This window comes from Enterobacter cloacae complex sp. 302F9, from assembly GCF_050030335.1.
Taxonomy (GTDB): domain Bacteria; phylum Pseudomonadota; class Gammaproteobacteria; order Enterobacterales; family Enterobacteriaceae; genus Enterobacter; species Enterobacter hormaechei_C.
Genome location: NZ_JBLGUC010000001.1, coordinates 1,021,427 through 1,046,306 on the forward strand (window position 1 = coordinate 1,021,427; position 24,880 = coordinate 1,046,306).

26 protein-coding genes are annotated in these 24,880 nt (G+C 55.7%); 11 read left to right on the forward strand and 15 right to left on the reverse strand.

Going from position 1 to position 24,880, the window contains the following annotated elements; all coding sequences use genetic code 11:
* Positions 1-6: 6 nt before the first annotated feature.
* From secF to ACQG0T_RS04820, 3 genes are all read left to right on the forward strand, one after another.
* Positions 7-978, forward strand: a complete 972-nt coding sequence (gene secF / locus ACQG0T_RS04810; protein WP_003859105.1) for a protein translocase subunit SecF — start codon at positions 7-9, stop codon at positions 976-978.
* Positions 979-1,116: 138 nt separating this feature from the next.
* Complete coding sequence (locus ACQG0T_RS04815; RefSeq protein WP_017383165.1) at positions 1,117-1,482, forward strand: VOC family protein; 366 nt, start codon at positions 1,117-1,119, stop codon at positions 1,480-1,482.
* A 10-nt stretch (positions 1,483-1,492) separates the two neighbouring features.
* A complete protein-coding gene (locus ACQG0T_RS04820) occupies positions 1,493-2,173 on the forward strand; it encodes a helix-turn-helix transcriptional regulator (protein ID WP_032102870.1) in 681 nt (226 codons plus the stop codon).
* A gap of 88 nt (positions 2,174-2,261) precedes the next feature.
* Here the strand turns inward: ACQG0T_RS04820 and ACQG0T_RS04825 are convergent, their stop codons facing one another.
* Together ACQG0T_RS04825 and ACQG0T_RS04830 are read right to left on the reverse strand one after the other, a co-directional pair.
* On the reverse strand, positions 2,262-3,146 hold the full coding sequence (locus tag ACQG0T_RS04825; RefSeq protein WP_026080602.1) for a nucleoside-specific channel-forming protein Tsx: 885 nt from the start codon (positions 3,144-3,146) through the stop codon (positions 2,262-2,264).
* A gap of 268 nt (positions 3,147-3,414) precedes the next feature.
* Positions 3,415-3,954, reverse strand: coding sequence for a DUF3251 domain-containing protein (locus ACQG0T_RS04830; RefSeq protein ID WP_026094391.1), 540 nt, complete (start codon positions 3,952-3,954; stop codon positions 3,415-3,417).
* Between the two features lie 152 nt (positions 3,955-4,106).
* Here ACQG0T_RS04830 and nrdR point away from each other — a divergent pair, with 152 nt between their 5' ends.
* From nrdR to thiL, 5 genes are all read left to right on the forward strand, one after another.
* Positions 4,107-4,556, forward strand: a complete 450-nt coding sequence (nrdR, locus tag ACQG0T_RS04835; RefSeq protein WP_003859099.1) for a transcriptional regulator NrdR — start codon at positions 4,107-4,109, stop codon at positions 4,554-4,556.
* A gap of 4 nt (positions 4,557-4,560) precedes the next feature.
* The gene (gene ribD, locus ACQG0T_RS04840; RefSeq protein ID WP_023296012.1) at positions 4,561-5,664 is read left to right on the forward strand and encodes a bifunctional diaminohydroxyphosphoribosylaminopyrimidine deaminase/5-amino-6-(5-phosphoribosylamino)uracil reductase RibD; all 1,104 of its coding nucleotides are present in this window, start codon (positions 4,561-4,563) and stop codon (positions 5,662-5,664) included.
* 87 nt (positions 5,665-5,751) lie between these two features.
* Entirely contained in the window at positions 5,752-6,222 is a 471-nt protein-coding gene (gene ribH / locus ACQG0T_RS04845) for a 6,7-dimethyl-8-ribityllumazine synthase (protein ID WP_003859098.1), read from the forward strand.
* A gap of 21 nt (positions 6,223-6,243) precedes the next feature.
* The gene (gene nusB / locus ACQG0T_RS04850) at positions 6,244-6,663 is read left to right on the forward strand and encodes a transcription antitermination factor NusB (RefSeq protein ID WP_006809908.1); all 420 of its coding nucleotides are present in this window, start codon (positions 6,244-6,246) and stop codon (positions 6,661-6,663) included.
* A 78-nt stretch (positions 6,664-6,741) separates the two neighbouring features.
* The gene (thiL, locus tag ACQG0T_RS04855; protein ID WP_015571296.1) at positions 6,742-7,713 is read left to right on the forward strand and encodes a thiamine-phosphate kinase; all 972 of its coding nucleotides are present in this window, start codon (positions 6,742-6,744) and stop codon (positions 7,711-7,713) included.
* Positions 7,714-7,803: 90 nt separating this feature from the next.
* Here the strand turns inward: thiL and ACQG0T_RS04860 are convergent, their stop codons facing one another.
* The 4 genes from ACQG0T_RS04860 to xseB all read right to left on the reverse strand — a co-directional run bounded on the left by ACQG0T_RS04860 (position 7,804) and on the right by xseB (position 11,870).
* Positions 7,804-8,778 (reverse strand): aldo/keto reductase, encoded by a 975-nt coding sequence (locus ACQG0T_RS04860; protein WP_017694422.1) that lies wholly within the window; start codon positions 8,776-8,778, stop codon positions 7,804-7,806.
* A 62-nt stretch (positions 8,779-8,840) separates the two neighbouring features.
* Complete coding sequence (gene dxs, locus ACQG0T_RS04865; RefSeq protein WP_015571294.1) at positions 8,841-10,703, reverse strand: 1-deoxy-D-xylulose-5-phosphate synthase; 1,863 nt, start codon at positions 10,701-10,703, stop codon at positions 8,841-8,843.
* Between the two features lie 24 nt (positions 10,704-10,727).
* Positions 10,728-11,627, reverse strand: a complete 900-nt coding sequence (gene ispA, locus ACQG0T_RS04870; protein ID WP_271040577.1) for a (2E,6E)-farnesyl diphosphate synthase — start codon at positions 11,625-11,627, stop codon at positions 10,728-10,730.
* Positions 11,628-11,870, reverse strand: a complete 243-nt coding sequence (gene xseB / locus ACQG0T_RS04875) for an exodeoxyribonuclease VII small subunit (RefSeq protein ID WP_003859094.1) — start codon at positions 11,868-11,870, stop codon at positions 11,628-11,630. It lies immediately after the preceding gene.
* Positions 11,871-12,048: 178 nt separating this feature from the next.
* On the opposite strand from xseB, the gene thiI reads away from it, so the two are divergent.
* Both thiI and ACQG0T_RS04885 read left to right on the forward strand, forming a co-directional pair.
* Positions 12,049-13,497, forward strand: a complete 1,449-nt coding sequence (thiI, locus tag ACQG0T_RS04880) for a tRNA uracil 4-sulfurtransferase ThiI (RefSeq protein ID WP_006809903.1) — start codon at positions 12,049-12,051, stop codon at positions 13,495-13,497.
* A gap of 69 nt (positions 13,498-13,566) precedes the next feature.
* Positions 13,567-14,301 (forward strand): GntR family transcriptional regulator, encoded by a 735-nt coding sequence (locus ACQG0T_RS04885; protein WP_023296016.1) that lies wholly within the window; start codon positions 13,567-13,569, stop codon positions 14,299-14,301.
* Between the two features lie 26 nt (positions 14,302-14,327).
* Here the strand turns inward: ACQG0T_RS04885 and ACQG0T_RS04890 are convergent, their stop codons facing one another.
* The 5 genes from ACQG0T_RS04890 to panE form a co-directional block, all read right to left on the reverse strand.
* The gene (locus tag ACQG0T_RS04890; protein ID WP_023296017.1) at positions 14,328-15,050 is read right to left on the reverse strand and encodes a glucosamine-6-phosphate deaminase; all 723 of its coding nucleotides are present in this window, start codon (positions 15,048-15,050) and stop codon (positions 14,328-14,330) included.
* The gene (locus ACQG0T_RS04895) at positions 15,047-16,372 is read right to left on the reverse strand and encodes a 6-phospho-beta-glucosidase (RefSeq protein ID WP_271040578.1); all 1,326 of its coding nucleotides are present in this window, start codon (positions 16,370-16,372) and stop codon (positions 15,047-15,049) included. The genes ACQG0T_RS04890 and ACQG0T_RS04895 overlap by 4 nt, the downstream gene beginning before the upstream one ends.
* Positions 16,373-16,384: 12 nt before the next feature.
* Positions 16,385-17,653, reverse strand: coding sequence for a PTS sugar transporter subunit IIC (locus ACQG0T_RS04900; RefSeq protein WP_017694419.1), 1,269 nt, complete (start codon positions 17,651-17,653; stop codon positions 16,385-16,387).
* 300 nt (positions 17,654-17,953) lie between these two features.
* Positions 17,954-18,547 (reverse strand): protein deglycase YajL, encoded by a 594-nt coding sequence (gene yajL, locus ACQG0T_RS04905; protein ID WP_015571288.1) that lies wholly within the window; start codon positions 18,545-18,547, stop codon positions 17,954-17,956.
* Complete coding sequence (panE, locus tag ACQG0T_RS04910; RefSeq protein ID WP_045911111.1) at positions 18,510-19,421, reverse strand: 2-dehydropantoate 2-reductase; 912 nt, start codon at positions 19,419-19,421, stop codon at positions 18,510-18,512. Before panE ends, yajL begins: the two co-directional genes overlap by 38 nt.
* Before the next feature lie 125 nt (positions 19,422-19,546).
* Here panE and ACQG0T_RS04915 point away from each other — a divergent pair, with 125 nt between their 5' ends.
* Positions 19,547-20,038, forward strand: coding sequence for a YajQ family cyclic di-GMP-binding protein (locus tag ACQG0T_RS04915; protein ID WP_017383179.1), 492 nt, complete (start codon positions 19,547-19,549; stop codon positions 20,036-20,038).
* A gap of 32 nt (positions 20,039-20,070) precedes the next feature.
* Here the strand turns inward: ACQG0T_RS04915 and ACQG0T_RS04920 are convergent, their stop codons facing one another.
* The 4 genes from ACQG0T_RS04920 to ACQG0T_RS04935 form a co-directional block, all read right to left on the reverse strand.
* A complete protein-coding gene (locus ACQG0T_RS04920; RefSeq protein WP_214604646.1) occupies positions 20,071-21,432 on the reverse strand; it encodes an MFS transporter in 1,362 nt (453 codons plus the stop codon).
* A gap of 114 nt (positions 21,433-21,546) precedes the next feature.
* Entirely contained in the window at positions 21,547-22,194 is a 648-nt protein-coding gene (fucA, locus tag ACQG0T_RS04925; RefSeq protein WP_033486681.1) for an L-fuculose-phosphate aldolase, read from the reverse strand.
* 28 nt (positions 22,195-22,222) lie between these two features.
* Positions 22,223-23,218 (reverse strand): LacI family DNA-binding transcriptional regulator, encoded by a 996-nt coding sequence (locus ACQG0T_RS04930; RefSeq protein WP_015571284.1) that lies wholly within the window; start codon positions 23,216-23,218, stop codon positions 22,223-22,225.
* A 61-nt stretch (positions 23,219-23,279) separates the two neighbouring features.
* Positions 23,280-24,869, reverse strand: a complete 1,590-nt coding sequence (locus ACQG0T_RS04935) for an FGGY-family carbohydrate kinase (RefSeq protein ID WP_047735185.1) — start codon at positions 24,867-24,869, stop codon at positions 23,280-23,282.
* Positions 24,870-24,880: the final 11 nt, after the last annotated feature.

Sequence of the window (24,880 nt, forward strand, 5' to 3'; positions counted from 1 at the left end):
TGCGTTGTGGCACAGGAATATACTGTTGAACAATTGAACCACGGCCGTAAAGTCTGGGACTTTATGCGCTGGGACTACTGGGCCTTCGGCATTTCAGGTTTTCTGCTGATCTTGTCCATCGTCATTATGGGCGTGAAAGGCTTTAACTGGGGTCTGGATTTCACCGGTGGTACGGTGATTGAAATTACCCTGGAAAAACCGGTCGATATGGACCAGATGCGTGAGTCTCTGCAAAAAGCGGGCTTTGAAGAGCCGCTGCTACAGAACTTCGGCAGCAGCCGCGACATCATGGTGCGTATGCCGCCGGTACACGATGCCAACGGCAGCCAGGAGCTGGGCAGCAAGGTCGTCCAGGTTATTAACGAAACGACCAGCCAGGATGCAACGGTTAAGCGTATTGAGTTTGTCGGCCCGAGCGTTGGTGCTGACCTGGCGCAGACCGGTGCGATGGCGCTGCTGGTGGCGCTGATCTCGATCCTGATTTACGTTGGTTTCCGCTTTGAGTGGCGACTGGCGGCAGGCGTGGTTATCGCCCTGGCGCACGACGTGGTGATCACCATGGGCATACTATCTCTGTTCCACATTGAGATTGACCTGACGATTGTGGCATCCCTGATGTCCGTTATCGGTTACTCACTGAACGACAGTATCGTGGTATCTGACCGTATTCGTGAAAACTTCCGTAAGATCCGTCGCGGCACGCCGTACGAAATCTTTAACGTGTCGTTGACCCAGACGCTGCACCGTACGTTGATCACCTCCGGCACCACCCTGATGGTGATCCTGATGCTGTTCCTGTTCGGTGGCCCGGTGCTGGAAGGCTTCTCGCTGACCATGCTGATCGGTGTGTCTATCGGTACGGCCTCGTCTATCTACGTCGCGTCCGCACTGGCGCTGAAGCTGGGCATGAAGCGCGAGCATCTGATCCAGCAGAAAGTCGAGAAAGAAGGGGCGGATCAGCCGTCCATTCTGCCGTAAGAGTCTTATGTAGTATCGAAATCCCGGCCTGTTGGCCGGGATTTTTTTTGTCTGCATCTCACAAACACTCCTGACAGTATGCTGTCAGGAGCCCTGTCGTAGACTCCTTTTGAACCCTAACAACAGGCAGGAGGACGTATGAAAAGTGTTATTAACTGGTTTGAAATTCCGGTCGCCGATATGGATCGCGCCATCAAATTTTATGAGTCGGTGATGCAGGTCGCGCTGCGGCGCGAGAAGATGGACGTGGCTGATCTGGCGATTTTCCCGCACGAGGATCCGGCCACCGGCGGCGCGCTGGCGAAATTTGACGGCGTTACACCGTCTTCGCAGGGCGCTATTATTTACCTGCATACTGACAATCTGGCGGCCACGCTCGATCGTATTGCTTCTGCGGGCGGTGAGTGCGTGTTTGGCCCGCTGGAACTGCCGCAAGGCATTGGCACTATAGCCCTGTTTACCGACAGCGAAGGTAATCGCGTCGGCCTCCATCAACCGGTATGAGAGTAAACCGATGACCCGACGCGCTGACCGTTTGTTCCAGATTGTGCAGATCCTTCGGGGCAGGCGTCTGACAACGGCAGCGCATCTGGCGGAAAGGCTTGGCGTGTCCGAGCGCACGGTGTACCGCGATATCCGCGACCTGTCGCTTTCCGGCGTGCCGGTGGAAGGCGAGGCGGGAAGCGGATATCGGCTGATGTCGGGTTTTGATTTACCCCCGCTGATGCTGACCAACAAAGAGTCCGAGGCGCTGATGGTGGCGATTCGCCTGCTCAAAACCTGGGGCGGGGAATCGCTGTCGCGCGAGCTGGAGTCGGCCCAGGAAAAAGTGCTGGCGATCCTGCCAGAAGAGAGCCGCCGCAAAGCTGAGCAGACGCGGATTTACGCGCCGGATATTGCGCTTCAGCCACACTCCCGTAGTGGTTTCGACGTGATCCATCAGGCCATTTCTGCCCTGCGTGTGCTGGGGTTGCACTATCGCGATGAAGCCGGGCAGTTAACCTGGCGTGAGGTTCAGCCGCTGGGCTTGTTCTTCTGGGGAGAGCGCTGGCTGCTGGCGGCGTGGTGTGAACGGCGCGATGACTATCGCTGTTTCCGGCTCGACCGATGCCTCAATATTGTGCAGACGGAGAGGCGGTTTAGCGAAAGTGCGGACAGGTCATTGGCAGATTTTTTGCGCAAGGTGAGGCAGTAAAAAGCCGGGGGGCGGCTACGCCTTACCCGGCCTACATTCGGATCGTAGGCCCGGTAAGCGTAGCGCCACCGGGCGGAATCCGCACTGTTTAGAAGTTGTAACCCACGACCAGGTAACCACCCCAACCGGTAGAGCGAACGCTGAAGTCGCCGTTGCCAAAGTTCAGGCTGGCGTCGTCGTTCCACTGGCCACCGTTGTGCCAGTAACGCGCAACAACAGAGTAGTGCCAGTGATCGTAGTTCAGCGCCAGGATGTGGCTGGACGCGATGGAGTCGTTAGTGCGCGCTTTTCTGCCGTTCAGGTCGCGGAAATCGTTATCGCCCAGGTCTGAACCCCAGTCAAAGTTGGTGAAGCCGATATAGCTCAGGTTGCCGCCCCACAGTTGGGTAATTGGCACGAAGTATTTCACTTTGAAACGGTAGCCGTCCCACTCGTTCTCGTTCGCGGCGCCGTAGTTCTGCCACTGGTATTTTGCGTAGACGTTCATGGACAGGCTCATCGGCAGGCCAGTCTCAATGTCTGTACCCAGACCCATGTACCAGGTGCTCTGGCGACCGGACTTGTTGCGACCCATGTCGTAGATGTAGTTGTTTGCGAAATACCACTCTTTGAACGGACCAAACGCCAGACTGGTACCGGTCAGTTTATCAATGGAGAAGCGGGGTTCGATCTCCATGAACAGTGGGGAACCGTGGTTCCAGATACCTTTCGCGTCGGTGTTACCGCCGAAGAATACCGGTGCGTCCATGTAGCCATAGAAATCAAACCAGTCTTTTTTAGCGAATGCTTCGTACTCGAGGTAGGTATCGTTACGGATCTGCGGTCCGAAACGGGTATGGTAGCTGCCTACAACGTTAACGCTCTGATGCCACCAGTCGGAGAGGTATTGTGGTTTGTCGTTTTCCGCTGCGTTAACAGTGAAAGAGGTGGAGAGTGCCAGAACTGCACCGGCTGCGAGTAATGTTTTTTTCATAATCATGCCACTGATTGAAATTCCCTTCCGGGAGTGAAAAATGCGCGAATTGCGTTTCTAAATATTTCGTATTTCTGCGGAGCCTATTATAGGAATCCTTGCTCACAAAAATATGTGTTGTTTCACATATCTCTCACATACGTAATCGATTGCGTTCACGTTTGCGTACTTTAGACGGGCGGGATTGTAGCGGCAATCATTTATGTTGCCAATCCATACGAAATGTAAATGTTAGCGGAGTGACATTTCACTCCGCTAGAAGGGCGGGTTATTGCGCGGCGGGTTGAATGTCGTGAATACGGATAAAGCCCAGCTGTTCTGGGGTCAGTCCGCTCAGCTGGAGCGGGATATCAACATCGCTCGGCGCCAGCGTGCTGGCGGGGGCGGTGAAGAGCTGATTCTTCACGTTCACTTCCTGATAGCTCTCCGTGGTGCCCTGAATCTGGCCCCACTCTACGGTGCCGCTGAACGCGGGAAGCGGATCGTTGGACTCACCCTGAATGCGTAATGTTGCGCGAGTACCATCGGCATTCGCTGCAACATTCACCACAGACATCTTTAGCATGCCAATCTGGCTGTTCAGACGCGCGGGCGTGTTTGCACCTGGCAATAAATAAACGCCATTGCTGGATTTGGCATTCAGCGCGTTCTGCTGGGTGATCTTCACGGTTTCTTTGTTAAGTTTGTCCATCGCCACGTTAAGCGTATTCACGCTTTGTTTCATCTCGCGGACTTCGCTTTGCTGTGCGCAGGCGCTGAGCGTGAACAGGCTCCCCACCAGCACTATTTTCAGGTAACGTCTTGTCATTGCGTTTAATTCCTTGAAATCACAGATTGCTGCAATGGTAGACAGGATAGTGCCGTCAGGCATAGATCCTTTGTCTCAAAAAGCTCTTCCTTTGTTGTCGGGCCAGTTCAGGGTAAAATAGAAATCAGTTAACCAGATAACAGGGACATCGTATGCATTGCCCATTTTGCTCCGCTGTGGATACCAAAGTCATCGACTCGCGTCTTGTAGGCGAAGGGTCTTCCGTGCGTCGTCGTCGGCAGTGTCTGGTGTGCAACGAGCGTTTTACCACCTTTGAAGTGGCAGAGCTGGTAATGCCGCGCGTGGTAAAAAGTAACGATGTGCGCGAACCGTTCAATGAAGAGAAACTGCGTAGCGGGATGCTCAAGGCGCTGGAAAAACGGCCCGTCAGCTCCGATGACGTCGAAATGGCGTTAAACCATATTAAATCTTATCTGCGGGGGTTAGGCGAGCGCGAAGTGCCGAGCAAAATGATCGGCAATCTGGTGATGGAACAGCTGAAGAAGCTCGATAAAGTCGCCTATATCCGCTTTGCCTCCGTTTACCGCAGCTTCGAAGACATCAAAGAGTTTGGCGAAGAGATCGCCCGCTTACAGGATTAAGCCCATGCACGATGAGATGTACATGGCGCGCGCCATGAAGCTGGCGCAGCGCGGTCGGTTTACCACTCACCCTAACCCCAATGTCGGGTGCGTCATTGTTAAAGATGGCGAGATCGTGGGGGAAGGTTTTCACTACCGCGCAGGCGAGCCGCATGCTGAAGTGCATGCCCTGCGCATGGCGGGTGAGAAAGCGCGTGGCGCGACGGCCTATGTGACGCTGGAGCCATGCAGCCATCACGGACGTACGCCGCCGTGCTGTGAGGCGCTGATTGCGGCGGGCGTCTCGCGCGTTGTTGCCGCCATGCAGGATCCTAATCCGCAGGTGGCGGGCCGCGGGCTGTATCGTCTGCAACAGGAAGGCATCGACGTCAGCCACGGCCTGATGATGCAGGATGCCGAAAACATCAACAAAGGCTTCCTGAAGCGTATGCGCACCGGCTTCCCGTTTATCCAGCTTAAGCTTGGCGCGTCACTGGATGGCCGCACGGCGATGGCGAACGGCGAGAGCCAGTGGATCACCTCGCCGCAGGCAAGGCGCGATGTGCAACGTCTGCGCGCGCAAAGCCATGCTATTCTCACCAGCAGTGAAACGGTACTGGCTGACGATCCGGCCATGACCGTGCGCTGGGAAGAGCTGAATGCGGATACGCAGGCGCTCTATCCGCAGGAGAACCTGCGTCAGCCGCTGCGCATTATTATTGATAGCCAGAACCGCGTGACGCCGGAGCACCGCATCGTGCAGCAGCCGGGTGAAACCTGGATTGCCCGCACCAAAGAAGATACGCGCGAGTGGCCGGAAGGCGTGCGCAGCATTATGGTGCCGGAACATAACGGGCATCTCGATCTCGTGGTGCTGATGATGTTGCTCGGCAAACAGCAGGTCAACAGCATCTGGGTTGAAGCCGGTCCGACGCTCGCCGGCGCACTGCTTCAGGCGGGGCTGGTGGATGAGCTTCTCGTCTACGTTGCGCCTAAACTGTTAGGTAATGACGCGCGCGGCCTGTTTGTGCTGCCCGGCCTTGAAAAACTGGCCGATGCGCCGCAACTCTCATTCAGCGAGATTCGTCCGGTAGGCCCGGATGTCTGCCTCCATTTAACGACAGCGTAATTGCTCCTGAAATAGGGAAGCAGTGCGCAAAGTATTATGATAAAATCCGCCCCCCTGCGGGGCCAAATGAACCCGTAAAGGAAGAGTATGAACATTATTGAAGCTGCTGTAGCTACCCCGGACGCTCGCGTCGCCATCACCATTGCGCGTTTCAACAACTTCATCAACGATAGCCTGCTGGAAGGTGCGGTTGACGCCCTGAAACGTATCGGCCAGGTTAAAGATGACAACATTACCGTCGTTTGGGTACCAGGTGCTTACGAACTGCCACTGGCAGCGGGCGCGCTGGCGAAAACCGGTAAATACGACGCGGTGATTGCGCTGGGTACCGTTATTCGTGGCGGCACTGCGCACTTCGAGTACGTTGCGGGCGGTGCAAGCAACGGTCTGGCACACGTTGCACAGGATGCTGAAATCCCTGTCGCGTTCGGCGTGCTGACCACCGAAAGTATTGAACAAGCCATCGAACGTGCTGGCACTAAAGCCGGTAACAAAGGTGCAGAAGCTGCACTGACCGCGCTTGAAATGATCAATGTATTGAAAGCCATCAAGGCCTGATTTTTTTGTAAGGGGAATTCCGTGAAACCTGCTGCTCGTCGCCGCGCCCGTGAATGTGCCGTCCAGGCACTTTACTCCTGGCAGTTGTCCCAGAACGACATCGCTGATGTTGAATACCAGTTCCTGTCAGAACAGGACGTGAAAGACGTTGACGTTCTGTACTTCCGTGAACTGCTGTCGGGAGTGGCGACTAATAGCGCGTATCTCGATGGTCTGATGAAGCCATACCTGTCCCGTCTGCTCGAAGAGCTGGGCCAGGTCGAAAAAGCAGTGTTGCGTATCGCGCTGTTTGAGCTGTCTAAACGTGATGATGTGCCGTACAAAGTGGCCATCAACGAAGCGATCGAACTGGCGAAAACCTTCGGCGCTGAAGACAGCCACAAGTTTGTTAACGGCGTGCTGGATAAAGCCGCACCTGCGATCCGTCCCCACAAAAAGTGATCCGCAAACCGGAGTCTTGCATTGCCTTTTTGGCAGTGCGGCTCCGGTTTTTTTATTTAATTTGCTGAGGCATAACGTATGGCATGCGGCGAATTCTCCCTGATTGCCCGTTATTTCGACCGTGTCAGAACCTCTCGTCTTGATGTTGAAACCGGCATTGGCGATGACTGCGCACTTCTCAATATTCCCGAAAAACAGACGCTGGCAATCAGCACCGACACCTTAGTGTGTGGGCGTCATTTCCTGCCGGATATCGATCCTGCCGATCTGGCGTATAAAGCGCTGGCGGTGAACGTCAGCGATCTGGCGGCAATGGGCGCCGACCCGGCCTGGCTGACGCTGGCTCTGACCCTGCCGGAGGTGGATGAAGCCTGGCTTGAAGCCTTCAGCGATGCCCTGTTTGAACAGCTGAATTATTACGATATGCAGCTGATTGGCGGTGATACCACCGCCGGTCCGCTGTCCATGACCCTGGCAATCCACGGCTATGTGCCTGCCGGGCGCGCGCTGAAGCGCTCGGGTGCAAAACCAGGCGACTGGCTCTACGTGACCGGTACGCCGGGCGACAGCGCCGCGGGGTTAGCTATCCTTCAGAATCGCTTAACGGTTGAAGAGGCTGACGATGCGGCGTATCTGGTGAAGCGCCATCTGCGGCCAACGCCGCGTATTCTGCACGGTCAGGCGCTGCGCGAGCGGGCCAGTTCGGCTATCGATTTGTCTGACGGGCTGATCTCCGATCTCGGCCATATCCTGAAGGCCAGCGGCGTGGGCGCACGCGTTGACCTGGATCTGTTCCCGCTGTCGGAGCAACTGCTTCGCCATGTCGAACCTGAACAGGCGCTGCGCTGGGCGTTATCCGGTGGAGAAGATTATGAGCTGTGCTTCACCGTGCCTGAGCTGAATCGCGGGACGCTGGATGTGGCGCTAGCGCATCTGGGGGCGAAATTTACCTGCATCGGGCAGGTGATGCCGGAAAGTGAAGGGTTGCTGTTTGTCCGCGACGGCGCCCCGGTTACGCTTGACTGGAAAGGGTACGATCACTTTGGGTGAGTGTTTTGCCGGGTGGCGGCTTCGCCTTACCCGGCCTACGATCGCACTTTATTTGTAGGCCGGGTAAGCGTAGCGCCACCCGGCAAGTGTTTACTTAAACCCTACCACCGGATGCTGCTGATACGGCGTCTCCAGCTCGGCAATCTGCTCCGGCGTCAACGATAAGTCCACCGCACTTAACAACTCATCCAGCTGTTCTTCCCGCGATGTGCCCACAATCGGCGCGGCGACACCGCGCTTGCTCAGCAGCCACGCCAGCGCCACCTGCGCGCGCGTTGCACCGATATCGTCGGCGATCCCGGCTAAGCGTTCGGCAATTAACGCATCGCTGGCTTCTGTATCGTCATACAGGTTTTTACCCACTTCATCCGATACCAGCCGGGCGGTAGTTTCCCCCCACGGACGGGTTAACCTTCCGCGCGCCAGCGGGCTCCACGGGATCACCGCCACGCCTTCCTGGTAGCAGAGCGGCAGCATCTCGCGCTCTTCTTCCCGGTAAATCAGGTTGTAGTGATCCTGCATGGTGACAAAGCGCGCCCAGCCGTGCTGCGCCTGGAGATCGAGCGCCTGGGCAAACTGTGAGGCATGCATGGACGATGCGCCGATGTAGCGCGCTTTACCGGCTTTCACAACGTCGTTTAACGCTTCAAGCGTCTCTTCGATCGGGGTGTTGTAATCCCAGCGGTGGATTTGCAGCAGGTCGACGTAATCCATGTTCAGGCGTCTGAGGCTGTCATCAATGGAACGCAGGATCTGCGCGCGAGAAAGGCCTTCCGCCAGATCGCCTGACGGGTAGTACACCTTAGTGGCGACCACAATGTCATCACGACGGGCAAAATCTCGCAGGGCGCGGCCGACAATCTCTTCGCTGCTGCCGTCTGAGTAGCTGTTGGCGGTATCGAAGAAGTTGATGCCGCTGTCAATGGCGCGCTTGATGATAGGGCGGCTGCTCTCTTCCGGCAGCGTCCAGGCATGATTTCCCCGGTCAGGCTCGCCAAACGTCATGCATCCCAGGCAAAGCCGGGACACCTTAAGGTCCGTTTTTCCTAATGTCGTGTATTGCATGGTTCCGCTCCTGCTGTTTAAACAATACGTTTAAGCATAGCAGGAGCAGAAAAGGGGAGGGATCAGGCCAGCCAGGTGCGGATTTTAGCTTCGATACCGGCGGCGTCCAGACCAATGTCGGCGCGCGCCTCATCCTGGGTGCCTTGCGGGATGAAGTGGTCAGGGAGGCCGAGATTAAGCACCGGAACGGCTTTACGGTTCGCCATCAGCACTTCGTTCACGCCGCTACCCGCGCCACCCATGATGGCGTTCTCTTCCAGCGTGACCAGCACGTCATGGCTTTCCGCCATGCTCAGAATCAGAGATTCATCGAGCGGCTTCACGAAGCGCATATCGACCAGCGTCGCATTCAGGTTTTCAGCGACTTTTGCCGCTTCCGGCATCAACGTACCAAAGTTCAGGATCGCCACTTTTTCACCGCGGCGTTTCACCAGACCTTTACCGATGTCCAGTTTTTCCAGCGGCTGTAATTCAACGCCAAGGGCATTACCGCGCGGATAACGTACCGCGCAGGGGCCGTCCTGATAGTGGTAACCGGTATACAGCATCTGACGACACTCGTTTTCGTCGCTTGGCGTCATAATCACCATATCAGGGATGCAGCGCAGGAAGGAGAGATCAAACGCGCCCTGGTGCGTCTGGCCATCAGCCCCCACAATGCCCGCGCGATCGATAGCAAACAGCACCGGCAGCTTCTGGATGGCAACGTCATGGATAACCTGATCGTAGGCGCGTTGCAGGAAGGTAGAGTAGATCGCTACCACCGGCTTGTAGCCGCCAATCGCCAGGCCCGCAGCAAAAGTTACCGCGTGCTGCTCGGCGATAGCCACGTCGAAATACTGGTCCGGGTATTTTTTGGAAAACTCCACCATGCCGGAGCCTTCACGCATGGCAGGCGTCACCGCCATCAGCATGTTGTCTTTCGCCGCCGTTTCGCACAGCCAGTCGCCAAATATTTTTGAGTAGCTTGGCATCCCGCCGCTGCTTTTCGGCAGACAACCGCTGGTATGGTCGAACTTAGGCACCGCGTGGAAGGTGATCGGATCTTTTTCCGCCGGTTCGTAACCACGCCCTTTTTTGGTCATGATATGCAGGAACTGCGGGCCTTTCAGGTCGCGCATGTTTTTAAGCGTCGTCACCAGGCCCAGCACATCGTGGCCGTCCACCGGGCCAATATAGTTAAAGCCCAGCTCTTCGAACAGCGTACCCGGCACGACCATGCCTTTGATGTGTTCTTCGGTACGCTTAAGCAGCTCTTTAATCGGCGGTACGCCGGAGAAGACTTTTTTACCGCCTTCACGCAGTGAGGAGTAAAGCTTGCCGGACAGCAGCTGCGCCAGATGGTTATTCAGCGCGCCGACGTTCTCGGAGATCGACATTTCGTTGTCGTTGAGGATCACCAGCATGTCCGGTTTGATATCGCCCGCGTGGTTCATGGCCTCAAAGGCCATCCCGGCGGTGATCGCCCCGTCGCCAATCACGCAGACGGTGCGGCGTTGTTTATTCTCTTTTTCGGCGGCAACGGCAATACCAATGCCCGCAGAAATGGAGGTGGAAGAGTGGCCGACGCTTAACACATCATATTCACTCTCGCCGCGCCACGGGAACGGGTGCAGGCCCCCTTTCTGGCGAATGGTGCCAATTTTATCGCGACGTCCGGTCAGAATTTTGTGCGGATAGGCCTGGTGGCCTACATCCCAGATCAGCTGATCGAACGGCGTGTTATAGACGTAATGCAACGCCACGGTCAGCTCAACCGTGCCAAGTCCGGAGGCGAAGTGGCCGCTGGAGCGGCTAACGCTGTCGAGCAGGTAGCGACGCAGCTCGTCACACAGCTTCGGCAGACTCTCTTTCGGCAACAGACGTAACTCCTGAGTGGAGTCAACTAACGCCAGTGTCGGGTATTTGGCAATATCAAAACTCATCAAAGGCTCATCGAGATTTATAGTTTATTTATCACGCTGGATTATGTAGTCCGCTAGCGCTTCCAGTGCCGAGGTATCCAGCGATTGCGCGGCCAGCTCATTCAGCGACCGGCGGGCATCGTCTATCAGATCCCGGGCTTTACGTTGGGCATGCTCAAGGCCCAACAGGGCGGGGTAGGTACTTTTGCCAAGCTGCTGATCCGCACCCTGACGTTTTCCCAATGTTGCAGTATCGCCCACCACATCCAGAATGTCATCCTGAACCTGGAATGCCAGACCGATACTTTCTGCGTATCTGTCCAGAATCGGCAGGGCTTTACGCCCGCGTTCACCCGCGCTCAGCGCGCCCAGGCGAACGGCTGCACGAATCAGTGCGCCCGTTTTGTGACGGTGGATGCGCTCCAGCTGTTCCAGAGTAACCTGACGCCCTTCAGCCTCTAAATCCAGCGCCTGGCCGCCGCACATCCCGGCGACGCCGCTGGCCATTGCCAGTTCGGACACCATTGCCAGACGATCGCGATCGCTCACCTCAACCATCGGCGCATCGCTCAGAATGGAGAAGGCCAGGGTTTGCAGCGCATCCCCCGCCAGAATGGCATTCGCTTCGCCAAATTTGATATGGCAGGTTGGCTGACCGCGACGCAAATCGTCATTGTCCATGGCCGGCAAATCATCATGGATCAGCGAATAGGCGTGGATACACTCCACGGCGGCTGCCGGGGCGTCCAGCGTGTTATCGCTGATACCGAACATATTGCCCGTGGCATACACCAGGAACGGACGCAGGCGTTTACCCCCCAAGAGTGCGCCATAGTGCATGGCTTCAACCAGTGGAGTGTTCTGAAAAGGCTGCGGCTCAATGAATCGGCGCAGCGCATCGTTGGCGCGGATGACGCGCGCCTGAAGCGCGTTGGAAAAATCCATTTACTCGGCGTCCGGTGTGAATGGCGTGGTTTTAGCGTCTTCGCTGTCGGAAAGCAGGATCTGCACACGCTGCTCGGCCTGCTGGAGTTTTACCTGCCCCTGGCGCGCGAGCTGCACGCCGCGTTCAAATTCGTTGAGCGCGTCTTCCAGCGGGAGATCGCCACTCTCAAGACGGGTAACGATCTGCTCCAGTTCACTCAGCGCAGTTTCGAAACTGGCCGGTGCGTCGTTTTTCTTCGGCATAGTGAATTGACTCTTAAATTTTTCGCCCTGACATGGTAACGGACTCGGGGCAATTATCAAATAACGCGAGTGGCGCGATGGTGGTATACTTGCGCGCCTGGATGCAGCCACGGGTGTGGGCTGCTGTATCATTTTCCACTACAAGCCTTTATAAGCTTGCCTAAGAAACATTGCCGCCATGAAGTTTATCATTAAATTGTTCCCTGAAATCACCATCAAAAGCCAATCCGTGCGTTTGCGCTTTATTAAAATTCTCACCGGGAACATTCGTAACGTATTAAAACACTACGACGAAACGCTCGCCGTGGTGCGTCACTGGGACCACGTAGAAGTCCGCGCGAAAGACGAAAACAAACGTCTTGATATTCGCGACGCGCTGACCCGTATCCCGGGTATTCACCATATTCTGGAAGTGGAAGACGTTCCCTTCACCGATATGCACGATATCTTCGAAAAGGCGCTGGTGCAGTACCGCGACCAGATCGAAGGGAAAACGTTCTGCGTGCGCGTGAAGCGCCGGGGTAAGCATGAGTTTAGCTCTATTGAGGTTGAGCGCTACGTCGGCGGTGGTCTGAACCAGCACGTTGAAACGGCGCGCGTGCGCCTGACTAACCCGGACGTCACCGTTAACCTTGAGATCGAAAACGATCGCCTGCTGCTGGTCAAGGGCCGTTACGAAGGTATTGGCGGTTTCCCTATCGGCACTCAGGAAGATGTGCTGTCGCTGATCTCCGGTGGTTTCGACTCCGGCGTGTCCAGCTATATGCTGATGCGTCGTGGCTGCCGCGTGCACTACTGCTTCTTTAACCTGGGCGGCGCGGCGCATGAAATCGGCGTGCGTCAGGTGGCGCATTACCTGTGGAACCGCTTCGGCAGCTCCCACCGCGTGCGTTTTGTGGCGATCAACTTTGAGCCGGTGGTCGGCGAAATCCTCGAAAAAGTGGACGACGGCCAGATGGGCGTGGTGCTGAAGCGTATGATGGTGCGTGCGGCGTCCAAAGTGGCTGAGCGCTACGGCGTGCAGGCGCTGGTCACCGGTGAAGCGCTGGGGCAGGTCTCCAGCCAGACGCTGACTAACCTGCGTCTTATCGACAACGTGTCTGATACGCTGATCCTGCGTCCGCTGATCTCTCACGATAAAGAGCACATCATCGATCTGGCGCGTAAAATCGGTACTGAAGATTTTGCCCGCACCATGCCGGAATATTGCGGTGTGATCTCAAAAAGTCCAACCATTAAAGCGGTGAAGGCGAAGATCGAAGCGGAAGAAGAGAACTTCGATTTCAGCATCCTGGAAAAAGTGGTGGCGGAAGCGTCCAACATCGATATCCGTGAGATCGCCCAGCAGACCGAGCAGGAAGTGGTTGAGGTAGAGACAGTCAGCGGCTTCGGTGCTAACGATACGATTCTGGATATCCGTTCTGTTGATGAGCAGGATGACAAGCCGTTGCAGGTGGAAGGCGTGGAAGTGGTTTCGCTGCCGTTCTACAAGCTGAGCACCCAGTTTGGCGATCTCGACCAGAGCAAAACGTATCTGCTGTGGTGCGAACGTGGGGTCATGAGCCGTTTGCAGGCGCTGTATCTGCGTGAGCAGGGCTTCGCGAACGTGAAGGTGTATCGCCCGTAGTTTCTCGCCCGGTGGCGCGAGCGCTACCGGGCCTGCGATTCTATGCTCTTTTTGGCCGGGTAATCGACAATGGAAAAAAAACATAAGTACTGGGAAATCAAAGAGAGAATCAAAAAAGATATTCTCAATGAAGTCTACAAAAAGGGCGAAAGCATTCCGTCGGAGCGCGATCTTGCCGGTATTTATGACGTTACGCGCGTAACGGTTCAGAAAGCCATGGCGATGCTGGTACAGGAAGGGTATATCGAGCGTATCCACGGCAAGGGCATGTTTGTTTTAAAGAATACTGCCAGCAATATTTACATTCTGAATAATGAAAAGAGTGACAGTATTCTCGGGTTTTCCCGTGAATTTCAGGGGCGGGTCAACGTAACCAGCCGCTTGCTGACGTTGACGACCCTTCACGCCGACGCGGCGCTGGCACAGCACCTCGAAATTGCGCAGGGTGATGATGTCTGGTTTATTCGCCGTATCCGTTTACTGGACGGACAGCCGGTGTTAATTGAAGACAGCAATATTCCTCACAAGGTGGTTGCCACTGTTCCGCAGGCTATTCTCGAAGTGGGATCGCTGTATGGCTATATTGAAGACTTTACCGGTAAGAAAATCAGCGACGCCGATTCACTGATTGAAGCGGATCTTTTTGATGAGGAGCTGGCGGCCCATCTCAATATTCTGCCAGGCCAGCCGATGTTGAAAATTACCGAAGTCACGCGCCTCGATGACGGTAGAGCATTTAACTTCTCCATCAGCTACAACCGGGCAGATATTTTCCGCGTCAAGAATATGCACATCAAACGATAACAGGCGCATCAGCGCCTGTTTCTCTTTTACAGCTTAGCGGCTGCCGCTTTATCGACAATGATCCTTAACCGTGGGTGCGGCTTTAGCAGCGTCGCGGGAACCGCCGGGTCCGGTGCGGAATTAACGGTTGTTGCGATGATGTCGGCTTTTTTCTCGCCGCTTGCCATCAAAATAATGGCCCGTGAGGCCAGGATAGTCTTCATCCCCAGCGAAATGCCCTGACGGATATGACGCTGCTGGCCGAAGTATTTAACCGAAACGGCCTGCGTCACCGCATCCAGGTCCACGACGTGGCAACCGGTATCGAGGGCGGCGCCCGGTTCATTGAAGCCGATATGGCCGTTCATACCGATCCCCAGCACAATGATGTCAGGCCCACCGTGGGCCGTAATAAAGTTATCCACACGCTGACACTCTTCCTCGGGGGATTGCGTCAGGCCATCAAAGAAACAGATCTGATCGTCGCGCAGGGCCAGGTGGCTGAAGAAATGGCCCCATACCATCTCCCGGCAGCTGCCTTTATCGGCCTGACCCAGCCCCAGCCACTCATCCAGGCCAACAAATGCCGCACGGGAAAAATCGACCTTACCCTGTTTGCTGGCGTGCACAAGCGCGGCAAAAACGCCCAGCGGCGTATCTCCACCCGCGATGCAAATCAGCGCATCGGGTTTTTGCGTAACGGTTTCAATGACCGCTTTCGCCACGGCGTCACTCAGCGCCGCATAATCGTCTGTCTGTTCTACGTTCATTGTGCGTCCTTACGTTTAGCATACTGGGGTAAATAACGGTGGTTGACCTCAAGATATTCATTAAGGATCTGTTCTGCCGCGGCGGCAGAAGGCACAAGGGGATTTACGCTCAGCGCCAGCAGCGCCGTGTCGTAATTTCCAGTGACAGCGGCCTCAACGGTGAGCTCTTCATAGGCCTTCACGCTCTGGATCAGGCCGCGGATCTTCACGGGCAGCCTGCCATAGGCGAGGGGATGCGCGCCGTTTCGGTCGATCATGGCGTTGGTTTCCAGCGTGACGTGATCCGGCAGATCGGGTGTTGTGCCCCTGTTAGGAACATTTACGACGTGGATCTCTTTTTTATCGTTATAAATAGCGCTGATGATCGAGCATGCAGTATCGGAGTACCATGCGCCTCCGCGCTGCTCCAGCTCTTTCGGCTTGTGCGCGAGATGGGGATCCTGATAAAGCGTAAAAAGCCGTTGCTCAATTTCGCGCGTCTGCTCGCCGCGGGTTCCCTTAGTATTTGCATCGCGCAGCGCGGCGTCGGTCATCTCGCGGGTCAAAAAATAGTATTTGAGGTAGGAGATAGGGTACATGTGGAGTGCCCTGGCAAAGCGGGCACTAAACCCAATGTCCGGTATATTTTTCAGGGAGTTATTTGCGCTGCCCGCGGCCAGTTTTTCAATAATGTCGTCGGTATAATCCTCTCCCTTGAGGAAAATTTGGTCGGCAAAAATAAGATGGTTCAGACCAATAATGCGTGCGTAAACGTCCGACTTCTGCACGCCGTAGGCTTTGGCGATGTCCATCATCATGCTGTTTGCGCCACTGCAAATGCCTATGGTCCGAATGGCCGAGTGGCGGGTGATTGCCTCGGTGACAATCCCGGCCGGGTTGGTGAAGTTAATCAGCCAGCCGTTCGGGCACCATCTTTCCATGTCCTTACAGATATCCAGCAGGACCGGGATCGTGCGTTGAGCTTTCATAAACCCGCCGGGACCTGTCGTCTCTTGCCCCAGAACGCCGTATTTTAGCGGGATTTTTTCATCGTTGATGCGGGCATCAAGAAAGCCGACACGCAGCTGCGTGGTGACAAAATCGGCATCTTTCAGCGCCTCTTCCCGATCGAGCGTCAGGTGGATATTCATTGGGAGCCCGGCTTCAGCTACCATGCGCTGGGCCAGCTTTCCGACAATCTCCAGCTTCTCTTTTCCCTCTTCAATATCCAGCAAATAATAATCGGTGACCGGCAGCTCTGCGTAGCGTTTGATAAAACCGTCGATCAATTCTGGCGTGTAGCTGGAGCCGCCGCCAATAGTGACAACCTTGAGCTTTTTCATCGTGGTTCCTTTTTACAAGATGGGGTCGGAAAGCGTGTCCGCGTTGCGGCGGGCATTCTCTTCGGCTGCTTCGGTTTCAAGTTGTTTGCGCTCGGCCAGTTTGAAAAACGGCAGCCAGACCAGGGCGGAAATAACCAGCGTGCAGACGGACCAGATCACGGCAGGGATATTGCCGCCGGTCACGAACCATGCGGCGAAAATCGGCGGCATGGTCCAGGGGATCTGTAAGACGGGGCGACCAATGATGTCGAAGTACATCAGCGACCAGGTTGAGATGCACAGGATCATCGGCGTCAGGGTAAACGGGATCATCAGCAGTGGGTTGAAGACTATCGGGCAACCGAAAATGACAGGTTCGTTAATACAAAATATCGCGGAGGGCAGGGAGAGCTTGCCCACTGATTTGTACAGCCGACTGCGGGAACGCAGCATGGCAATGACCAGCCCCATGGTCGCGCCCGTTCCGCCCAGGCACATAAAGACGATATAAAACCCGTCGGCGGTAATATGGGGAATGGGCTGATGATGCAGATAGGCCTGAGTATTTTCAGCGATGTATTTCAGGAAAATGGGACTGGTGATGCCGGAAAGCACGTTGTCGCCATGTATGCCGCAGCACCACAGCAGCGAAATCAGAAAAATAAGCACCAGCATGCCCGGCAGCGAACCGAGGCCGGAGACGAGCGGGCTGAGCAGCAGGGTGAAGAAGTGGTTGATATCAAAATTCAGGATGACCCTAATCAGCCAGATCAGAGTGATTGCTACCGCGGCGGGGATCAGGCTCGCAAAAGATTGCGCCACGGCAGGAGGCACGCCCTCCGGCAGGGTGATCACGACGTTGTGCCGGATAAAAAATCGCACGATGTGCACCGTCAAAATCGCCAGGATGATGGCAGAAAACAGCCCCGCCGCACCAAGATTGTCAACGTTGAGCTGATAGCTGTCGTTGAGTTGCGCCAGTAAGAACACCACCAGCGTGACTATGCAGCAGGTGATAGCGTTGAGGTTGTACTCCTTCGCGAGGTTGTAGCTGATACCCACCGCAGAAATCAGCCCTATCGCACCAAAGGTAACGCCCACCGGGGCGCTGAGCTTTTCGGCAAACGGGCCAAGCCATTCACTCCAGCCGGGTATCGGTAGATTGGCGAGAATGAGAAACAGGCTACCGGTGATGGTGAAGGGTAAGGTCAGCGCAATACCGTTGCGCACGGCGACCAGTATTTTATTTTCGCCTACGCGAATCAGTACAGGAATGACTCTGTGCTCAAGAAATGTAATCACATTGCTTACTCCAGAAGAGATTTCTGCTCTCCCGCCGCTGTTGATGTTATCAGGCTTTGCTGGCGGATTTTTAAACTGGTATATACCAGTTGAATGCAGTTTTTCACGGTTCTTTTAGCCTGTCAAACAGGCATGCAATGCGGTGCAGATTTGATTATTTGCCTGAAAATAAAGGGTTTTTGAAATGGTAAAACGGTGGGGAGACGCTTCAGGGCAGGAAAATGAATCGCAGAACTGTGACGCTGGCTGCACTATTTCTGTAGGGCAGACGGGCCAGCGCGTTGCCAGCCCGGGAGGACATCAGGCTTCGTAGAAATTATAAATCCCCGCCGCCATCACCAGCGATGACGCCACTTCGTACGCTTTTTCGCGCCCGACCAGCAGGTCAATAATCTTCAGGCCAAAATCAATGGCGGTGCCCGGCCCCTGGCTGGTGAGCAGGTTAACGCGCGGATCCCAGACCACGCGTTTATCCACCCACTGATCTTCCGGAATTGTGTCCTTCAGGCCAGGAAAGCCTGTCATATTGCCGATGGGGAAAATGTCGTGCGGAACCAGCACCGTACCCGCGGCCGCACAGATTGCCGCGACGATACGCCCGGAAAGATGAAACTGACGAACGGTTTCAACCAGCAGCGGGCTGTCGCGGAAACACTCTGCACCCTTCAGCCCACCCGGCAAAACGATCATGTCGTAATCACCGTCCGCCACCTGTACAAGCGGTGCATCCGCCAGGATCTTCACCCCACGCGAGCAGGTAATCGCCAGACTTCCGTCGCTGGCGACGCTGGCGGTAGTAACCTTAATACCACCACGCACCATCAAATCAATGGTGGTGACCGCTTCTGTCTCTTCGCTACCAGGGGCGAGGCATACCAGTGCCGATGCGCTCATACTCACTCTCCTTTCGTTTTACTAACTCAAACAGACGACTGTTTTCCGCAACGGTAATACCGTGTGCCCGGGCGCGTTTTAACAGATAACCGGTAATGTAATCAATTTCGGTATGCCGCATAGCCCGGATATCCTGCAACATTGAGGAGATATTTTCTGCCGTACTCTCAATGACCTGGTCGACATAATAACGTAAATCGGACTCTGAGGTGTGGTAGCCTTCGCGTTCAATGACGGCGGCAACTTCCCGGCAAATCAGCGCTACCCGATCGGGATGCTTACGCAGCTCACCGTTAGGGCAATCCAGCAGGGCGGTCAGCGGATTGATCGCGCAGTTGACCGCCAGTTTGCGCCACAGTTCCGCGCGAATGTTATTGTGCCAGGCGACGTCAGGCAGCGTGCTTTGCAGGGTATCCGCAAGATAGCTGTAATCGCCGGTCTGTTCACGCGCAGGACCGATATGGGTGATACCACTGGCAACATGGATAATGACGTTACCGTCGCGACGTGCCGCGTGGGTGGTTGTCCCCATCAGCAGCGGTTGCCGGACAGATTTTAGCTCTTCAATGGTACCCATACCGTTGTGAATCAGCAGGATTGGCGTGCTTTCAGGTAACTGGGCGGCCAGGCTTTTCACCGCATCGGAGACCTGCCAGGCCTTCAGCGTGACCAGCAGCAAATCACTGGTGGCGAGAAATTCCGGATCGTTTGCCGTCAAAGACTCGTTAAAAATTGAACCGTCTGTACCAATTACGTTCACACTGCAATAGGGCTGGGGAATTCGCAGCCAGCCCTGAACGTCGTGTCCCTGTTTGCATAGCGCTGTAAGCCAGAGTTGGCCAAGGGCTCCGCATCCAAGCACTGTTACTTTCATCGTTCCTCCTCACCTGCAACGGCGCCAGGTGCTATGACGCTAAGTATAGCGCCATCAGCTAAGCTTCTCGTTATGCCTCGTTGCGGGTATTATGCAACGCAACAAAAATGAAGGGAGAAGAAAAGATGCCATCTTTCGATATTGTTTCTGAAGTTGATTTGCAGGAAGCGCGTAACGGCGTAGAAAATGCTGTCCGTGAGGTTGAGTCACGTTTCGATTTTCGTGGCGTTGAGGCGACCATTGAACTGAACGACGCGAACAAGACGATCAAAGTCCTGAGCGAGTCTGATTTCCAGGTCAACCAGTTGCTGGATATCCTGCGCGCCAAGCTGCTCAAGCGCGGCATTGAAGGGACCTCACTCGATGTACCGGAAGATTTTGTTCACAGCGGCAAAACCTGGTTTGTGGAAGCGAAGCTGAAGCAGGGGATTGAGAGCGCGGTACAGAAAAAAATCGTTAAGCTTATCAAAGACAGTAAGCTCAAAGTGCAGGCGCAGATCCAGGGTGAAGAGATCCGCGTGACCGGAAAATCCCGTGATGACCTGCAATCCGTGATGGCGCTGGTGCGTGGCGGCGATCTCGGTCAGCCATTCCAGTTTAAAAACTTCCGCGATTAAGACAATCATGCCCGGCTAAACCGGGCATTTTTTCAGGCCTTCAGCGCCTGCTCCACCTCAAAGCGGTTAGTCACTTTGCTGTCAATTTTGACATACGCACTGCGCTCTTCCGGGACAATCAGCACTTCGCTCACGCCCTCTGTCGCTTCCAGACGCTGTTTTAACGCGTCACCGATTGCCACGTCATCGGGAATTTCTACCCGCAGGCTACTTACATAGCGCGGCTCTTTCATGGTGCTGGCAACAAACAGCCAGAGCATCGCCAGCAGCGCACCGGCGAGGAAAACGGTCTGGGAGTCAAACAGACCGTCCACCCAGCCGCCGAGCGACCCGCCGATCGCCACGCCGAGAAACTGGCTGGTGGAGTAAATGCCCATCGCGGTGCCTTTGTATCCTGCCGGAGACTCTTTGCTGATAAGCGACGGCAGCAGGGCTTCCATCAGATTAAACGCCAGGAAGAACAGCTGTACGCCGGCGATCAGTTCCCAGAAATGCGGGCCAGCGCCCCACAGCACAATCTCGGCAATCAGCAATAACGCCACGCAGCCCACGAAGACGCGTTTCATTTTGCGCTTCACTTCGGCGTAAATAATGAAGGGCACAACGGAGACAAACGAGATCAGCATTGTGACCAGATAAATTTTCCAGTGCTCTGCCGCCGGGAAACCGGCTGCGGCAAGTTGACCGGGCAGGGCGACGAAGGTGGACATCAGCAGAATGTGCAGGAACATAATGCCGAAGTTCAGCTTAAGCAGGCGCGGCTCGGCGATGACTTTGCTGAAGCAGCCTTTCACCATCCCGGATTCACGGTTGAGGACGTGGTTTTTACTGTCAGGCACAACCCACAGCGTGAGTGCGATCCCAATGGTCGCCAGCACCGCAATCATCCAGAACAGGGCGTGCAGGCCGAGCGCATGAGTGATAACAGGCCCCAGCACCATGGCAATGGCAAACGTGACGCCGAAGCTGACGCCGATAAACGCCATGGCTTTGGTGCGGTTTTGCTCGCGGGTTAAGTCTGACAGCAGCGCCATCACGGCGGCGGCAATCGCCCCGGAACCTTGCAGGGCGCGCCCAAGAATAATTCCCCAGATGGAGTGGGAGAGGGCGGCGATGATGCTGCCAAGTACAAACACCAGCAGCCCGCCGACAATCAGCGGTTTGCGACCCACGCGGTCGGAGAGCAGGCCAAAGGGGATCTGGAATATCGCCTGCGCCAGGCCGTAGATACCAATCGCCAGACCAATCAGCGCTTCGCTGGCACCCTGTAACGCCATGCCATATGTGGTCAGAACGGGCAGGACCATAAACATGCCAAGCATCCGCAGCGAGAAAACAGTCCCTAAACCCCAGGTCGCACGCAGTTCGCCTGGCGTCATTTTATAATCGTTCATTACCACCTCTACCAAAAAGCAGGCCATAGTTTAGGCGGGGTGATAAGTGCGGTAAATAGGTGTTTGTTTAAGAGATATTACGAGGGTGTGATAAAAGCACCCCCGGATAAAAAATTACGCCTCGACGCGCAATCCGTAGCTTTTGAATTTCTCAAGAACAATGGCAATTTCATCGTCACTGAGTACAGGAACGGGATCTACTATCGCCAGCGTGGCCAGGTAGAGTTTTGCCAGCACCTCTACCTCCTGCGCCAGCCACAGTGCCTTTTCAAGATTTTCTTCGCAGGTTATCAGGCCGTGGTGCTGTAATAGCGTCGCTTTGCGATTGCGTAATGCGACCGCGACATGCTCTGACAGCGCGCGCGTCCCGAAGGTCGCGTAAGGGGCGCAGGGAATGGAGTTTCCCCCGGCGGCGGCAATCATATAGTGAATAGCAGGAATGGGGCGGTTGAGTATCGAGACGGCGGTACAGTTAACCGCATGGTTATGGACGACGGCGTTAGCATCCGGGCGGGTCTGATACACAACCTGATGAAAACGCCATTCGCTGGAGGGCAGTTTATCTTCTTCGTGCCGCCCCTGTGCATCTACATAGACGATACTCTCTTCGGTCAGATGCTCGTAGGGAATCCCGGTCGGCGTAATCAGCATGCCGTCGCGATAGCGAACGCTGATATTGCCGGCGGTGCCCTGATTTAACCCCATGCGGGTCATCTCAAGGCAGGTGTCGATAATGTCTCTGGCTAATCGGGCTCGTTCCATTTTTTATTCTCCGGGTACAGTTTTATTTTTACTGGCGGGAACGTTTGACCAGCTTCATATCGACTTTCGCCGTCTCGTTGACCGCTTCGCCGTCGATGGCTCGCTGCATCAGTTCAAACGCTTTTTCCGCCCAGGTATCTTCATCCTGCTGCATGGACCAGACGCTGTTAGGCAGGAACCCCAGCATGGGGTGCTCATCGAAGGTGCCGATATTGATGTGTTGGGGCACGGTGCCGGTACGCGTCCGCAGGGCTTCAATTGCCCCTTCCAGAACGGGTAACGATGAGGCGATAAACGCCTGCGGAACACCCTGGCTGTCGATAAGCGAATCCATCAGGGCATATCCGCCCTCCGGCGTATTGTCCGGCCCTTCGATGACCCACTCGCGATGGTGAATACCGGCTGTTTTCAGGGCCTGTAAGTAGCCGTTCAGACGGTCCGTAATACTGGGCAGTGCGGTATCGCCCACAAGGAACCAGAGCGGCGTTTTTCTCTCTGCCAGCATGTTGCGGGCCAGTTCATCCCCCCCGGCCTCGTTATGACTCTCAACCAGCGCGTTGTCAGTAAAGCCAAAATCCCGGTCGAGGAGCACCAGTGGTTTTTGGATCTGCCGCAAATGATGCTGCTGGTTTTCCAGCGTCGAGGGAACGATAAACAAGCCGTCCACGTTGCGCGCCATCAGGGCTTTGACCAGCTTATTTTCGTAATCCACATCGTTGTAAGTACAGCTGATCATCAGCTGGTAGCCCGAACGGCGGCAGCGCAGTTCGAGTTTCTCGGCGAGCGTTGCAAAGAACACGTTCGAGATGTTGGGCACGATGAGTCCCAGCGTCTCGGTTTTGTTTAGCTTAAGACTGCGCGCCGAATGGTTGAGGGTATAGCCGAAGCGCTCGACGTGTTCATTAATTCGGGACTGTGTTTTCACGCTGATCCGATACTGTTCGGCTTTCCCGCTCAGTACCAGCCGCACGGTGGTGACGGATAAATTCAGATCCTTCGCTATCTGTTCAACTGTTTTGGCCATCGCTACGCCTCAATCCTTAACGTACGTAAAAAACTGCTGATAAAGCATACGCATCCTGCCATTACATTTCCTGCTGCATCAGGAGATTAAGCGCCTGCTGCTGGGTCCACAGCATCAGGTACGCCTCATATTTTTGCCTGTGGAAAGCCGCGGTTTCCGGCCGACGGGTGATGATGTCGCCGGCTTTGACCATTTCCCGGGTGGCATCGGTGAGCGTTGCCCATGCACCGCTCGCCACAGCGCCGCAAATGGCCGCGCCGAGAGTGACGGCATCTTCTTCGGCTAAGAGATGAATATCGCAGCCCGTGGCATCGGCATACTCCCGCAGCCAGAGCCGGTTATGGGTGGCTCCTCCACAAATGACAATGCGCGACAAGGTGTGCCCGTGATGTTTCAGGGTATCCATAATATGTCGTGTGCCATAGGCTATGGCCTGTAGCGTGGCCAGATAGAGCCTCGCCAGCACACGTTCACCGGTTTCTAATGTCAGACCGACCACGCTGCCCCGCGCATCCGGACGCGAACGCGGCGAGCGGTTGCCGTGGTGATCGGCCAGAATGTGCAGGTTGCGGGTGGGATATTTTTCTTCCTGTTCAAGCGCGGCTACCCAGTCGTTGAGCAGCGCCACCGGATGGCGTTGCGCCGCTTCTGCTTTTGCAAACAGGTCTGCGCTGGCTCCGTGCTCGCGCAACGTCCAGTCGACCAGTGCCCCGGCAGCACTTTGCCCGCCTTCCGTCAGCCAGTAGCCCGGCAGCATGGCGCTCCAGTAAGGCCCCCAGACGCCGGGCGTATGGATCTCCGTCTGACTGGCAAGCATATGGCAGTTCGAGGTTCCGCTGATGAGCGCCAGCGTGCCCTCCGGGTGTGAGCCCGTCAGCGCCACGCCACCCGCGTGGGCATCGATCATGCCGCTTGCCACAACCACCTCTTCGGGCAACCCCAGAGCTTGCGCTGCCTGTGGGCTGAGTTTCCCGACGCATTCAGCGACGTCCAGAATAGTATCGGGAATTTTTGTCAGTAAGGTCTCCAGCCCTACCTCCCTGAGCAGCGATTCGCTGAACTGCGCCTCATGCGCAAGGTAGTTCCATTTGCAGGTGAGGGTGCACAGGCTGGCGGCGTCCTGGCCCGTCGCTTTCCAGACCAGAAAATCGGCAAGGTCGAAAAAGCGCCAGGCCTGATTCCATGTTTCAGGATGATGTCGCTGCAACCACAGCAGTTTTGGCAGTTCCATTTCAATACTCACCTCGCCGCCCACGTAGCACAGGGCAGGATCGCGTGTGGCATTGATGCGAACAGTTTCTTCGTGAGCACGATGATCCATCCACATAATGATGTCCTGCGATGCCGGACTGTCGGGGGACACGCTCAGGCCGTTACCCTCAGCATCCAGCGCGACCAGCGAGCACGTGGCGTCGAAGCCAATCGAACAAATGGCGTCGGGTGAGATCCCAGAGGAGTCGACGGCTTCCCGCACCACCGCGCAAACCTGCTGCCAGATCTCCGCGGAGGACTGTTCCACGCGCGCGTTGCTGGCGTGAAACTGCGAAATCAGACGGGTCGCGAAGCTCAAACGCTCGCCTTGCGCAGAGTAAAGCCCAGCACGAACGCTGGCTGAACCCACATCGACCCCGAGGAAATAGCCGTCACTCATCATAAACTTCC